This is a genomic window from Rahnella perminowiae (assembly GCF_019049755.1).
Lineage (GTDB): Bacteria > Pseudomonadota > Gammaproteobacteria > Enterobacterales > Enterobacteriaceae > Rahnella > Rahnella perminowiae.
This window is the reverse complement of sequence record NZ_JAFMOS010000521.1, coordinates 1-14,416: the sequence shown is the minus strand read 5'-3', so window position 1 is coordinate 14,416 and position 14,416 is coordinate 1. Positions and strand designations below refer to the sequence as shown.

The following is a 14,416-nucleotide window of genomic DNA, read 5'->3' as shown; positions in this document are numbered from 1 at the left end:
GTTTGGGAAGTTTCATATTCATTCCTAACAACGGCATTTTCATAATCAATACAGCATTTTATTACAAAAAAAGCAGTTATGCATCATAAGGATTTAAAATCTAGCTGGCCTTACCGAGTAAAGCTCCGACGATAGAATGTCAAGTATCTCGATCTCATGATCGATATTTCACTAACCCAATACCAGCTAAAAAAGAATGATCAAGAATCTCATTTGAGTACTCCCTAACGATACTCAGTTTTGTTGTCTCGCTTAGTCTCATTTATAAATTGATCTGATTTAAATGATACTGTATCATTCAATCAATTCAAATGATACTAAATGGTCGTGAGGGCAGGATAATGATTTTTGGTTACGCGAGAGTCTCAACAAAGGATCAGAGTCTTGATCGTCAGTTGGCAGTACTAGAACCTGTTTGCGACAAAATCGTTACAGAGAAAGAATCGGGTAAGTCCACTAGCGAACGACCTGAACTGTTGAACCTGCTTTCACATCTCCGCGATGGTGACACCTTCATTACTCATTCAATCGACCGCCTTGCACGTAATACCCGCGATTTACTGGAAATGATTGATAGCCTTGTTGAACGTGGGATCACTGTTCAGTTCCTTGCTAATTCGATGAGTTTTGATAACTCCCCACAATCCCGCCTGATCTTAACCATGATGGGTGCTGTCGCAGAGTTCGAAAGAGGCATGATCGCATCCCGCCGCAATGAAGGAATTGCTCTTGCTAAAGAAGCCCGGAAGTACAAGGGCAAGCAAAAGAACAAAGAATTGCACAGTAAAATCATTGAAATGCTGCAAGCAGGGAAGAACACGCCGGATGAGATCGCAAAGTTGTGTGATTGCGGGCGAGCCACGGTGTTTCGCGTGAAGAAAGAGATGCTTGTCAGTACTAAGGGCTGATATAGCGGAAGGGGGTAGGGAAAAGAGGGTGACAGTTTAGTGCTGTCAGAATCCTATCGATATCCCTGAATTATTAATGTAACAGGTTTTTACTTTGTAGTGTGTCTAGCTTCCTTAATGCCTCAGATCTGCACCTTTGTACTGGCTATCCGCCAGTGTTACGCATTGACGGAGAATTATGCCGCTGTGAAGATCTGCCGGTGGTCGATGCCTCGCAGATGCTGGGGCTGACCCGTGAGTGGCTGGATGCGACGGAGCAGTATGCTTTACAGCAGGCCGGGCAGGTGGATAAAGCGCTTTCACTGGGCGATGGCATACGGGTACGGATCAATATCTTTCAGCAACTGCACGGGCTTTCTGCGGCACTCAGACCGGTGCCTGCCCGTTGTCCTGAACTGGCTGCTTTGCTGGCGCCAGATATCTTGCAACGCGTCATTATGCAGGAAGACGGCCTGATTTTGGTCACCGGCGCGACAGGCAGCGGGAAATCTACCACTCTTGCCGCGCTGATTGATCATCTCAACCGCCATGTGAAGCGCCATATTATTACTCTGGAAGATCCGATCGAGCTTATTCACACGGGCAGGCAATGTCTGATTCAGCAGCGTGAACTCGGGCTGCATACGCGTTCATTTGGCGAAGCCGTACGCGGTGCGCTGCGTGAAGACCCGGATGTTTTGCTGCTTGGTGAGTTGCGCGACACCGAGGGTATCCGGCTGGCGCTGACGGCGGCGGAAACCGGACATCTGGTTCTCGCAACACTGCATGCGCGCAACGCCACGCAGGCGATTGACCGGCTGGTTGATGTATTTCCGGCTGAAGAAAAAGCGTTTGTCCGTGCGCAACTGGCGGGCAGCCTGCGGGCCGTGATTGCGCAAAAACTGGCGGTGTCGGCAGAAAAAGACGGTAAAAAAACGGGAAGGGTAGCGCTGTTTGAAGTACTGACGTCCACGCCTGCTGTGTGCAATTTAATTCGCGAAGGAAAAACCCATCAGCTGGCGGATATCCTGCAAACCGGTGTACAGGCCGGAATGCAGACGTTTGCACAAAGCCGTCAGCAGCGGCAATGTGCGGGATTACTGGCGGAAAATCAGGAGTGATTCCATTGTTTCTCGAACCAGCTTTCCAGAATAATGACGGCGGAAGCAGCATCCACGCTGCCTTTATCCAGCGCACGAAAACCGCCGCGATCGAACAAATCAGCACGGGCTTCGACGGTGCTCAGACGTTCGTCATGCAGTTCAACCTGGACGCCAAAACGGCCATGCAGACGGTTGGCAAATTTACGTGCACGGGCCGTCAGGGGTTGTTCTGTGCCGTCCATATTCAGCGGTAAACCCACAACCACCAGATCCGGCAACCATTCTTTCAGCAACTTTTCGATTTTCTGCCAGTCTGGTGTGCCGTCCTGCGCTTTAAATGAGCTCAGCGGGCGGGCGGTGCCGGTCACTTCCTGGCCAATAGCCAGACCAATACTTTTAGTACCAAAGTCGAAAGCAAAAACCGTGCGGTTTGCCATTATGCATGCCCCGCGTGGGTGGCCAGTTGCCCGACGTCAACGCCGATCATTTTCGCCGCTTCTCGCCAGCGGTCAGCAATCGGTGTACGGAACAGAATGTCGCTGTTTGCTTCAATAGTCAGCCACGAATTCTCCAGCAATTCTTTTTCCAGCTGGCCCTGTTCCCAGGCGGCATAGCCCAGCGCCACCAGCACATCTTTCGGCTGAGCGGGGGTGCCCAGTGTTTCCAGTACATCTTTGGAGGTGGTGATCATGGTGCTGTCAGAGATACGGATGCTGGAGCCAAAACCTTCGCGCGGCGTATGCAAAATGAAACCGCGATCGTCTGCCAGCGGGCCACCGGAAAAAACCGGGCGATCAAGACGAATGCTCAGATCACGGGGTTCGGGTGTGATGTCCAGTTTGTCGAGCACGTTTTCAACCGTGAAATCGTCGACCAGTTTGTTAATCACCAGACCCATGGCGCCGTCTTCATTGTGCTCGCAGATGTACACGACCGAACGTTTGAACTGGGGTTCATCCAGGCCAGGCATCGCAATAAGAAAGTGGTGTTGTAGATTCATGTTATGCAGGATGTTTAACCTCAGAATAGATATCAGTGCAGGCAGGCCAGTTTATTACGTCAGGCTTGCCAAAAAAAGCGGGTTATCCAGCAATGCTGAACAACCCGTTTACCGATGTTAATCTGCGCTTACTTTGCAGCCAGACGTTTCTCGATGGCGTCCATCAGCATGCCTGTGATGGAAATCGGGAAGGCGGCTTCGATTTCACGTGCGCAGGTCGGACTGGTGACGTTAATTTCCGTCAGGCGATCGCCGATAATATCCAGACCAACAAAAATCAGGCCCTTTTGTTTGAGTACAGGGGCTACGGTGCGGGCTATTGCCCAGTCACTTTCGCTCAGCGGGCGTGCTTCACCACGGCCGCCAGCCGCCAGATTACCGCGGGTTTCGCCTTGTGCGGGAATACGCGCCAGGCAGTAAGGTACCGGTTCGCCGTCGACCACCAGAACACGTTTATCACCGTCTTTGATTGCAGGCAGATAGTTTTGTGCCATGCAGAAACGGCTGCCATGTTCGGTCAGGGTTTCAATCACCACTGAGACGTTCGCATCCTCCGGTTTCAGACGGAAAATCGAAGCGCCGCCCATGCCGTCGAGCGGCTTGAGGATCACGTCGGTGTGTTCTTTATGGAAGGCTTTCAGCTGCGCTGCATTGCGGGTCACCAGCGTATCCGGCGTCAGTTCCGGGAACCATGCGGTGAACAGCTTCTCGTTACAGTCGCGCAGACTTTGTGGTTTGTTGACAATCAGCGTGCCTTTTTCTTCGGCACGTTCGAGGATATACGTGGCATAGATGAATTCGGTATCGAAAGGGGGGTCTTTACGCATCAGGATGACGTCAAGTTCCTGCAGGGCGATATCCTGCTCTGTCCCAAACTCATACCAGCCGTCGTAATCCTGCTTCACGCTGAGTTTTTTAGTGGTCGCACGGCCTTCGCCGCCGCGCAGATACAGGGAATTCATTTCCATGTAATGCAGTTCATAACCACGACTCTGCGCTTCCAGCAACATAGCGAAACTGGTGTCTTTTTTAATGTTGATGGAAGAGATCGGATCCATCACGATGCCAAGCTTAATCATTTGGTTTCCTCTTAACCCAGATCGCCGAAACGAACCTGTAAGGCCGTTATCGCGGTGAGTGCTGTGGTTTCTGTACGCAGAACACGGGGTCCCAGCAGGATATCAGTAAATCCGTAGCCGGAGGTCATTGCAATTTCGTCAGCGGATAAACCGCCTTCCGGGCCAATCAGCAGGCGAACATGGCTCACCGGCAGCGGCAGGGTATTAATACTGTGGCTGGCGCGCGGATGCAGGTTCAGCTTCAGGCTATCGTCCTGTTCGCCACACCAGGCTTCAAGCTGCATCGCCGGGCGAATTTCCGGGATACGGTTACGGCCGCATTGTTCGCAGGCCGCGATGGCAATTTTCTGCCACTGCTGCAATTTTTTCTCCAGACGTTCACCGTCAAGTTTTACACCACAACGTTCTGAAAACAGCGGGGTAATAGTATTGACGCCCAGCTCGATGGATTTCTGGATGGTGAATTCCATCTTCTCGCCACGCGATATCACCTGGCCAAGATGCAGATTAAGCGGGGATTCATTATCTGCCAGCACGCCTTCGTTCAGACTGACGCGCACGCTCTTCTTATCAACCTGAGTGATGCTGGCTTCGAAGACCTGGTTGCTGCCATCAAAAAGCTGAATCGCCTGACCGGGCTGCATACGCAGAACGCGTCCGACGTGGTTAGCGGCATCTTCACTGAGCGCAATTTCGCTACGGGCGGTCAGGATTTCCGGATGATAAATGCGGGGTATGCGCATGTATGGCTGCTGTCCTTAAAATGTTGATGTGGGCTATTTTGGCAACTGTTGCCAGCCCTGTCGCTGACTATTGTGCTCTATAGTAGGTTAGCTTTTTCTTTGCGCGCAAGCCTGCTGAACGTAAGGGTTATGATTGCCTTGCACATTGGCAATACGGTTGTCGCGTTCGCATTCCCAGGCGGTCACCGGATACTGGCGATCCCATGCGGTAAACAACTGCGTCTGCTGGCGGGATAAATTCAATTTATACTGGTCACGCATGTAGAAATAAATACGTGCGATAGCGCCCCGGGCGCGGGCTGGCGGCTCAGCGGCTTTGGCTTTAAAGTCGATTTTCATTTCGCAGCGGCCATACTGACCTTCACCCCCGTTCCACTGACTGTACATAAAATTGTTGCGGTCGCCGTTCACTTCGCCAATGGCTGGTTCAAGATTATGCAGGTCGGTTTCTATCTGGCGATAGCTGGCACTTTTTGCGCAATTTTTGCGCCCGCCATCCTGCCAGCATTGCATCTGGTGGCCGAATTGCCAGGCGGGAACCACATGTTCCCATTCGATCCGGTTGGCGCGTTGTTCACTTTTACGTACTGCGTAGCCGCAGGATTGCAGATCCGGTGTGCCTTTTTTCCCTTGCCAGTGGATAGTGCAGCCGCAATAAAATGTTGGCGCGCCCTGATTGATTTTAACAGCGGCCGCCTTGGCCTGACTGAAATTATTAATGGCATTGCCGGACTGGCTGAACGCGCTCAGCGGTGCCAGCGCACCGATAAACAAAAAAGATAAGAACTTTTTACGAAACATATTTCTGAAAGCCCCGAAACTAAAAGGCCGGAAGGGTAACGGATGAAAGGCGTCGTGACAATGGGACTTTGCTGCTAATGAGTGGTTGATAAATCAGCAATTAGTACTGCCGTTAGCGTTAAAACGTAACAGTTCACCGCAATGACGGCAGCGATACTCCGACTCTTTTCGCATTACTTTATTGTGGCGCCGCACGGTAAGCCGGTGATCACGACAGGCGCATATATACGGATAGGTTTTACTTTGTACGGACGCGACTTCGAACTTGTGTGTTCTGCTCGCTGACACACCCAGCACATGTTCCATCATCCAGCGCCACTCTTTACCATGCGGTGCAGGCGCGCGGCCAAAGCGGCGGTAGACCAGTAAATGGGCCAGTTCATGCGGAACAACTTCGTCGATAAAGGGTTGCTGATTTTCCATCAGCAGCACCGGATTAAGCCGGATTTGCCAGTGTTGCAGATACGCGCTTCCCGCGCTGGTACCGCGTTGCTGATAGCTTATCTCCGGCTCCGTATAATCGGTGCCAAAAAACTGATTTGCCATCAGGAGCTTTTCCCGCAGGCAGCGCATAACGGCTTGTTGCAGGGCAATGGGGAGACGTGTGGTTTTCATCTGGCGAAGGATAAATCTGGCGGGAAAGAGATGCAATATGGAATTCCTCCCCTTTGCAGGGGAGGAAGGAAACGCTTACTTACCGATGTCGCGCAGTGCTTCACCTTTCATCAGATTGCGTTCGATATGTTCCAGCGAGACGTTTTTGGTCTCAGGGATCAGCGCAATGGTAATGAAGATGAACACGACATTCAGCGCTGCATACACCCAGAAGGTGTTGGCATTGCCGAGGCTGTCGAGCATGGTCAGGAAGGTCGCGCCGACAATCATGTTGGCGATCCAGTTCGTTGCGGTGGAGACGGTGATACCAAAATCGCGGCCTTTCAGCGGCTGAATTTCAGAACACAGTACCCAGATCAGCGGGCCGGCACTCATCGCAAAACCGACGATAAACATCAGCAGCATAGCGATGGAGAAGTATTTCGCCGCATCGGATTCCACACCAATATGCAGCATCGTACCCAGCACACCCATCCCTACCGCCATCACCAGGAAGCCCAGTTTCAGCGTCGGTTTACGACCCCAGCGGTCAACCAGACCAATGGCAATAAAGGTCGCAAGCACGTTCACCAGACCGACAATTACCGTGCCCCACATCTGCTGAGAGGTGCTGGCGAAACCAGCAATCCCGAAAATTTTCGGTGCGTAGTACATGATCACGTTCATACCGGTGAACTGCTGCATCACCTGCAACAGAATGCCGAGGTAGACCGCACGACGGAAGTTCTTGTTATTGGTGAACAACCCCCAGCCGCTTTGTTTTACTTTCAGGCTTTCACGGATTTCATCCAGCTCGCGTTTCGCCTGTTCGCTGGAATCACGCAGTTTCTCCAGTACGCGGCGCGCTTTTCCATCATCGCCACGGGCAGCCAGCCAGCGCGGGCTGTCCGGCAGGAAGAAGACACCGACCAGTAACAGCAATGCCGGAATGGTGATGATGCCCAGCATCCAGCGCCATGCCCCGGTATAGCTGAACGCAGTATCAGACAGATACGCCGCCAGAATACCGATGGTGATCATCAGCTGGTACATCGAAATCATACTGCCGCGGATTTTCTCCGGTGCAATTTCGGAGAGATAAATCGGCGCGGTATAAGAGGCAATCCCCACCGCCAGACCCAGCAGAACGCGGGCGACAATCAGGATTTCTGCGTTAGGTGCAAAGGCTGAACAGAGGGAGCCGACCACGAACAGGATCGCGCCGATCATCAGACTGAATTTACGGCCCAGACGGAAGTTCAGCCAGCCGCTGCCGACAGCACCGACGGCGGCACCAAACATCATTGAGCTGACCACCCATTCTTGCTGGTGGTTGGTTATCTGAAAATCATGGCTGATGAAGGGCAGGGCACCAGCGATGACGCCGATATCTAAGCCGAACAGCAGTCCGGCAAGGGCAGCGAGAAAACAGACAAAGAAAGTGACGCTTTTGTTTGAGCGCTTTCCTTTCGTCGATGTTGAGTTATTCATCCGGTCTCCAAAATAATGCAATCGTGTTGAGTTTGTAATAATGCTTAGGCTGTTATGTTATTAACCCTGCACACGGCTTAACGTGAGCCCCGTCACAGTGTTGTAATCGTTTACACTAATAGGGGTGGTCGGGTGACTTGTTTTTTAAGGGTTTCAAACGGATAGCGTAACAAGAAGGGAAGGCACCTAAGATTAATAGCTCACAAATTGATTTATATCAATCAATACTGTGTATCAAACTTTTACATATGAAAATAACTTGTTAATTAATAATGAATTATTGCCTGTAACCGTTTTCATTATCGCTATTATCTGAGAGGGTAATTTTCCGTTTCCTGCCGTTGAGTGTAATCGTTGAAATACTCAATCCTCACATTTTCGGAAGAAACTGAACCGGGAAAAGAAAGGCTGGGCGGGAAAGGTTTACCTGGATAGACGTTTTTTTTCAGAACCTTCCACTGACATTTCGCCTCAGGTTTGTCGCTGGCACACAACCCGATGCGATTCACCAGAAGGTGAATATTGCCGGTGTTGGTTATTTCCTGAGCGGACGCATCCCACCCCAGTTTTGCAATCTGTTTGGCGGGTGGCACCATGACCACCACGCCCCATACGATGGTCAGACTCAGGTCGCTGGTGAAGTTTTTGTTACTGCCTGTGTTTTTAAATTCTTCTGGTGTCAGAGACTGAAAATGTACGCGGTAGATTTTTTCTTCATTGCTTTCGCCGAGACCTACGATCCTTACCGGCTGGTTGTTACCGGCGGGTAAGCCAAATTTTAGCGGTGATACGACCAGACTGTTGGATGTTCCCTGTGGCGCAGGCGTTTCATTTTCTTCAGGTGTACCGGGATTATGCACCTCGTTGATTTTTCCCTGAATGTACTGAGTTGTTTCACTTTTAGAACTGATCACCAGAGCGGCGGCATGCTGATCGTTAAGTATGACTTTCATCGGTGAAACGGTGATATTGGCAAAACATAAGACCGGAACCGCCAGGGTCGCCAGTGAGAGTATTTTGAGGCCAGCGGTGAGCCTGGGATTTTGCAGCATGCGAATATGCCTTCTGTGAGGTTAATAGAGCGACGGTGTGAAATTAAGCGTGAGCGTTCCCCGGTATTGGCCGGCATTTTTACTGTTAATCTCGAACATTTGGGTACTCAATGTGAGAGGAGCCGGCACGCAGATCACGGGTTGGGGGAGACCAGGCAAATGTACCTGACGGATGTGAGCCTGCTGTATTTTGGTGAACGTCATCTGAGTTCCACGCGTCACGGTCTGTATCGTGTTAGTATCAGGGTTGAGAATATCAACTAAATAATCAATACGATCTCGGTCATTACTCTCATTGCCACCCTGACGGACCAAAGAAAAATCAGTCATTGTTCGGTTTCCCTGCCCGGTATAACTATCGTTTATTGTTAACATAAACGCGCTGCTGTTGGCGTTGTAACCATCGTACAGACAGACATCAATACTTGCGCTGCCGATAACAGATACTTTATTAATTCCGTTGCCCGGAAGCGGACGCATATTTAAATTCACCAGAGGTGCAGCCTGGCCAAATTCGGGCAAATAGATCTGCTGGTTATTATTGTCAGTGACGTTGAGGGTGATACGGGCGTGCCAGTCTGCGAGTTTAGCTGCCGGGCTCCACTGCATTAAGTTCATTTTTAGATTGGCTTCCCAGATCCCGCCAGTGGGTAGTTTCTGCAATTCCTGACTTGTCACATAAACCGTTAATAAAGATTCATCATTGTGCTTCACACCCCCGCAGTTTTTCTCCATGGCTGCATAAACCTGATAGGGACCTCCAATTACCCCTGCAGCCCAACAGGCATTTCCTACTGATACGCTAATTTTATGATATCCCGTAAGATTTATCACCTGTGTCATATGGCTTCTTTGCTCAGTAAAAAGAATAGGAATGAGGGTATTTCCCTCTTCTACGCCGGTTACTGTCGTTTTGCACTGACCATAGATTGGATTTGAGGAGGACAGGCAAACCCATGTGTTTCTTCCCCATAACGAATCGTTATCGGAATCATAACCGCCACTTTCATCCTTCCAGATATCAAGTTGCGCAGGTGGCGATGATTTATCAAATGTTGCGATAACGGGGGTATCACGCCCTGTAGGTTCTACCCGCTCCGCATACGCGTCTGGCATTGTCAGTAACGAAGTACTGAGCAGGAGCAGTAATGATGTCAGACAAGTGGTGAGTTTCATTTTATTCCCAGGTGTTTTCTGACGGGCTCGTCATCTTCTCAGTAATGGCCTGCTTTTATTCCGGCGTTGCGGGATACCCCTTTACCTAAAGCTGCGAGGTAAAATTCACAATCAGGTGTCCGGTATAATGCCCGGCTTGTTTGCTGTTGATATCCAGAGTCTTGGTACTTAATTCCAGTGGCGCAGGTATGCATAATACTGCCTGCGGGATCCCCGGAAGGTGCACCGGCCGGACGCGGGCTGTCTGAATATGAGGGATGACCAGATCCTCGCCACGTATGATGCTGACATATTTACCGTCGGGGGCTTGCATTTTCACGTAATAATCAATGCGCCCTGAATCCTGATTAACGTCGCCGTGATCTGAGTAAATAGAAAAATAACCATTATTACGCTGCGTCGTTCCCTGCTGCCGATCGTCAAATTTCAGGGTAAAACTGGTGCTGTTTGAGCCATAACCATCGTACAGGCACATATCAATATTAGCAGCGCCATTCATTTGTGCCTGTTTACCACCCGTACCGGGCAGCGGGCGCATATTGAGGTCAACGCGCGGTGCGGCCTGGCCAAATTCCGGCAAATAGATCTGCTGGTTATTATTGTCAGTGACGTTGAGGGTGAAATGGGCATTCCAGTCTGCGAGTTTAGCTGCCGGGCTCCACTGCATTAAGTTCATTTTTAGATTGGCTTCCCAGATCCCGCCAGTGGGTAGTTTCTGCAATTCCTGACTTGTCACATAAACCGTTAATAAAGATTCATCATTGTGCTTCACACCCCCGCAGTTTTTCTCCATGGCTGCATAAACCTGATAGGGACCTCCAATTACCCCTGCAGCCCAACAGCCATTTCCTACTGATACGCTAATTTTATGATATCCCGTAAGATTTATCACCTGTGTCATATGGCTTCTTTGCTCAGTAAAAAGAATAGGAATGAGGGTATTTCCCTCTTCTACGCCGGTTACTGTCGTTTTGCACTGACCATAGATTGGATTTGAGGAGGACAGGCAAACCCATGTGTTTCTTCCCCATAACGAGTCGTTATCGGAATCATAACCGCCACTTTCATCCTTCCAGATATCAAGTTGCGCAGGTGGCGATGATTTATCAAATGTTGCGATAACGGGGGTATCACGCCCCGTTGGCTCAACCCGATCTGCATGGGCATTTGATACCATCATCAACGGGAGGCATAGCAGAACTAATGATGTAAAAAACGGGATAAGTTTCATTTGTTTTTCTTCTGTATATTTTCTGGCAAATCCGCAAACTGAACCGGTTTACACAGGGTTTTACCCACATAACGCACCACATCACGGCTCGACTGTACGTTTACTGCGCATTGATAATTCTTATCGCCATTACGGACATACAAACTTTTCGCCTGAGAGGTCATTTCTGCCGTGAATCCGCCATCTTCTGAAGAACTGAACGCGCTGGCATTGAGCATACTGCCTTTATTAATCGGTTCACCTGTCGCCGTAACCAGTTGGCCGACGTAGGTGTAACGGGATTCCATTTTCACTTCGCGCACTTTCATTTTCCCCGGCAGAAGGAATAAATTCTGGCTGCCCGCGCCCTGCGTAATGCTGGCCTGGCTACCGGGACTGACGTCACGACTTTCATCGACGGTCACTTTGCCTTCTTCAAAACCGGTCACCGGGAACAGGGCTTTACTGTTTTGTTTCATTTTGGCGCCACCGCCGCCCTGAACTGAAACGTCGATCAGCGCGTCATCTGCGGCATCGGCATCTTCTTCATTACTGCCTTTCACCTTCACGGCTACCGCAGCACCCGGTAAGCCGGTACCGCCTGGCCCCCAGAAGAAGCCGGATGTAGATACCGCAACGGAAGAGCTGTAGCTGCCGGTTACCGCTCCCTGATGGGTTTTTTGCTGATTATCATAGCTGTCGGAAACGGTCAGTTCGCCATCGCCGTATTGCCCGTTGAGACGGCCATGAACCGAGGCGTTAGCGTTGTCAGTATCCGTACCCCCCATATCAATACCCAGTTCGCGCTCATTGTTACTCCCCCAGTCCCAGTTCTGGCTGGCGTTGTAGGTCATCTGCGCATCGCCATTCTGGCTGCCCTGATAATCGGTGCTGAAGGAAGTGTTGCTGCTGCGCAACTGCGCATCTTTCGGCGTGTTCCGTGACAGTGAAAAACCGATATATATACCCTTGTCATTATCACTGTTGCTGCTGCTTTCGCGACGATATCCGCCAAACCGCGTGGTGACGGTCATCTGTTTCCAGGTGAAACTTTTGTTCAGACTCAGTTGCAGGGTTTTAGATGTACTCTGCGATTCGGTGTGGTTAATCATGTTGTCTTCAAAAGGCTTTGAAGGATCGTATGATGAAGAATCCGGCGAGAGGCTGGTATTTTTATTGTACGTGTATCCCAGCGAGGCTGACCAACCTTTGACCGGCACGGAAAGAGTACCGCTGACGGATTCGTAACATCCAATATCAGCGTAATCGTACTGGCTGACATCCGCACTGGTGCAGCTTTTACCGTAAGCGGCATTGCGATAAACGCTCATGGAAAAGCCGTCGTTATAACTGATTTGTTCAACGTTACCTTTCGAACCTTCGGTGCCGCTAAACATATTGGCCTGCATATCCAGCACGCCGTCGATCACTTTTCCGTTAAAGCCGTGAGTCCATTGCAGACCCGCTTCGCCGTAGCTTTCATTATCTGTATTGGCGATACCCGCAGTGGCCGTGACTTCGGCAACAACCGGCAGGCGGGCCCCTGCTTGCATTACAGGTTTACGCGGTGTGCTGTCGTTTTCATCGTCACCGGTGGTGCGAACAACGTGATTGTCTGCCGTTTCTCCCGCCTGTAAAAACCATTGCAGATGCCCGTCGCCGATCCCGCCCGTTTTCGTAAAAGGCTGAGTCTCGGTACGTACCAGCTGGTTATTTTCATAAATTCTCAGGGTGACCGCGTAGCTTCCGTTGGGGAAGCTACCGGTATCCAGCGTATTCGAACCGTTATTAAGGTAGAAAGTGCCCAGCAACTGATTACCACGATAGGCATCGACGCGGGATTTACTGGAAAGCAGCAGCACCAGCGGCGAACCTTTGCTGGCCTCTTCAAGGTTCAGGTAGCTCAGGGAACTCCCGGCGCGGATGCCGTCAATCACATTAAGCGGTAACAGCGCGAAGGTAATATTGCCGCCGAGATTGCCGGAGAGATCACGGGAATCCATACGTCCGGCCTGCACGTAATGGCGTTTGCCCAAACTCTGACGGAAATAGAAATCATCCACTGACACTGTCTGGCTGTCACTGTCGTCACTTTTGTAAGAGTCGAGTGACCAGTCAAAACCCACGTAACCGTTGGTCAGCACGCCCAGTGCGCCGGAGCCCTGTAAAGACAGACTCTGGTATTCATCCTGTGCCGCCACGTTCAGTGTTTGCTGATGAATTAACGCATTTTCCGTCTGCGCTGTCGGGGTATAATAAAGGGCTTTTTTATCAGCATCAGGCACCAGTGTTTTGCTGACAAAAAGGTCGGCTGCGCTGTTATTTTCATCATAAATGAGGGCCACCGAATCAGTTTCCAGATAACCGCATCCTTTGGCGTCCGCATTGCTGTCACAGGCCAGGTTGCCATGTCGTGCAAGCGGTGCAGATAAGGTTGCCAGTATTTTTTGATAATCCGGCGTGCCGGGTTTTAGTGGCAGGTTCAGTGCGGTCAGGACTGCCTGCGGATCTTTAAACTGTACGGTTTCCAGCGTGACGTTGGCTTCAAATAATCCGGCCGACTGACCGAGCAGATTGACGTTCAGCCAGATGTTCTGGCCCGAGACCAGTTCTTCGAACCCCGGCGGAACGCCGGAGTCTGCAAAAGCAAGATTGCTGAATAAAGCAAAATGAATGGCCAGAAAGCAGAGAGACACTTTCAGATTTGAGTTCATTATTTTTCCTTCATTCAAAAATCTGACAAAGTGGAAAAGAATCGGCCTGATTAACAGGCCGATGGGGAGTGTTTCAGACGTGCGAACACTTATGGCGTTACGGTTGCCTGAGTCAGCACAACGCTGACAACGCCGCTGTAGTTACCGGAAGCAACAGGTGCCTGTGTGGTCTGACTGACTTTAAGAGGCTGGATGATGGAACCATTAGCGGTATCACCATTCGGGAACAGCGTGGTTGCGGTCATGGTCTGCTGAGCCTGTGTCAGGGTCAGGTCACCATATTTTACGGTCAGGGGGATATTGGGATTAGTCCCTACGGTATCCATTAATTGCGGACTACCGGCCAGATTAATATTCACATTTTTTTCAGCATCGTTGGAAAAGATTTTGGTCATCTGTGAAACGGGTTCCAGACCTACGCCAGGCTTATAATTCATTTCCAGCGTGGAAGGTAATATTTCGCCGGTGTCAGTCGTCATATCTAAAGTAGCATCAACATTTGCAGTTACAGTAATATCTTTCTGAACAGCATAGGCGTTAATTGCCATGCCCATGATCATGGTTGC

14 protein-coding genes are annotated in these 14,416 nt (G+C 50.5%); 2 read left to right on the top strand and 12 right to left on the bottom strand.

The annotated features are described in order from the left end of the window. The first annotated feature begins 341 nt into the window (after positions 1 to 341). Complete coding sequence (locus J1785_RS11515; RefSeq protein ID WP_217156357.1) at positions 342 to 908, top strand: recombinase family protein; 567 nt, start codon at positions 342 to 344, stop codon at positions 906 to 908. Positions 909 to 1,009: 101 nt separating this feature from the next. Then, on the top strand, positions 1,010 to 2,008 hold the full coding sequence (locus tag J1785_RS11510) for a type IV pilus twitching motility protein PilT (protein WP_217219443.1): 999 nt from the start codon (positions 1,010 to 1,012) through the stop codon (positions 2,006 to 2,008). Here J1785_RS11510 and ruvX read toward each other — a convergent pair. From ruvX to J1785_RS11450, 12 genes are all read right to left on the bottom strand, one after another. Next, positions 1,999 to 2,427 (bottom strand): Holliday junction resolvase RuvX, encoded by a 429-nt coding sequence (ruvX, locus tag J1785_RS11505; RefSeq protein ID WP_217219442.1) that lies wholly within the window; start codon positions 2,425 to 2,427, stop codon positions 1,999 to 2,001. The genes J1785_RS11510 and ruvX overlap by 10 nt on opposite strands. Beyond that, positions 2,427 to 2,990: a YqgE/AlgH family protein gene (locus J1785_RS11500; RefSeq protein WP_129953036.1), complete on the bottom strand. Its 564-nt coding sequence runs from the start codon at positions 2,988 to 2,990 to the stop codon at positions 2,427 to 2,429. The genes ruvX and J1785_RS11500 overlap by 1 nt, the downstream gene beginning before the upstream one ends. A gap of 128 nt (positions 2,991 to 3,118) precedes the next feature. Continuing rightward, on the bottom strand, positions 3,119 to 4,069 hold the full coding sequence (gshB, locus tag J1785_RS11495) for a glutathione synthase (RefSeq protein ID WP_129991405.1): 951 nt from the start codon (positions 4,067 to 4,069) through the stop codon (positions 3,119 to 3,121). Between the two features lie 11 nt (positions 4,070 to 4,080). Next, positions 4,081 to 4,812, bottom strand: a complete 732-nt coding sequence (rsmE, locus tag J1785_RS11490) for a 16S rRNA (uracil(1498)-N(3))-methyltransferase (RefSeq protein WP_129953034.1) — start codon at positions 4,810 to 4,812, stop codon at positions 4,081 to 4,083. Between the two features lie 87 nt (positions 4,813 to 4,899). Beyond that, positions 4,900 to 5,613: a deoxyribonuclease I gene (gene endA, locus J1785_RS11485; RefSeq protein WP_129953033.1), complete on the bottom strand. Its 714-nt coding sequence runs from the start codon at positions 5,611 to 5,613 to the stop codon at positions 4,900 to 4,902. Between the two features lie 93 nt (positions 5,614 to 5,706). After that, positions 5,707 to 6,228, bottom strand: a complete 522-nt coding sequence (locus J1785_RS11480; RefSeq protein ID WP_129953320.1) for a SprT family zinc-dependent metalloprotease — start codon at positions 6,226 to 6,228, stop codon at positions 5,707 to 5,709. Positions 6,229 to 6,303: 75 nt separating this feature from the next. Next, on the bottom strand, positions 6,304 to 7,698 hold the full coding sequence (locus J1785_RS11475) for a sugar porter family MFS transporter (protein ID WP_015698489.1): 1,395 nt from the start codon (positions 7,696 to 7,698) through the stop codon (positions 6,304 to 6,306). Positions 7,699 to 8,006: 308 nt separating this feature from the next. After that, positions 8,007 to 8,750: a fimbria/pilus periplasmic chaperone gene (locus tag J1785_RS11470; protein WP_217219441.1), complete on the bottom strand. Its 744-nt coding sequence runs from the start codon at positions 8,748 to 8,750 to the stop codon at positions 8,007 to 8,009. Between the two features lie 21 nt (positions 8,751 to 8,771). Further along, a complete protein-coding gene (locus tag J1785_RS11465; protein ID WP_217219440.1) occupies positions 8,772 to 9,926 on the bottom strand; it encodes a CfaE/CblD family pilus tip adhesin in 1,155 nt (384 codons plus the stop codon). Between the two features lie 85 nt (positions 9,927 to 10,011). After that, the gene (locus J1785_RS11460; protein WP_217219439.1) at positions 10,012 to 11,157 is read right to left on the bottom strand and encodes a CfaE/CblD family pilus tip adhesin; all 1,146 of its coding nucleotides are present in this window, start codon (positions 11,155 to 11,157) and stop codon (positions 10,012 to 10,014) included. Beyond that, a complete protein-coding gene (locus tag J1785_RS11455) occupies positions 11,154 to 13,850 on the bottom strand; it encodes a TcfC E-set like domain-containing protein (protein ID WP_217219438.1) in 2,697 nt (898 codons plus the stop codon). The genes J1785_RS11460 and J1785_RS11455 overlap by 4 nt, the downstream gene beginning before the upstream one ends. An 89-nt stretch (positions 13,851 to 13,939) precedes the next feature. After that, positions 13,940 to 14,416: CS1 type fimbrial major subunit (locus J1785_RS11450; protein ID WP_420803830.1), on the bottom strand; the 477-nt coding region annotated here is incomplete at its 5' end.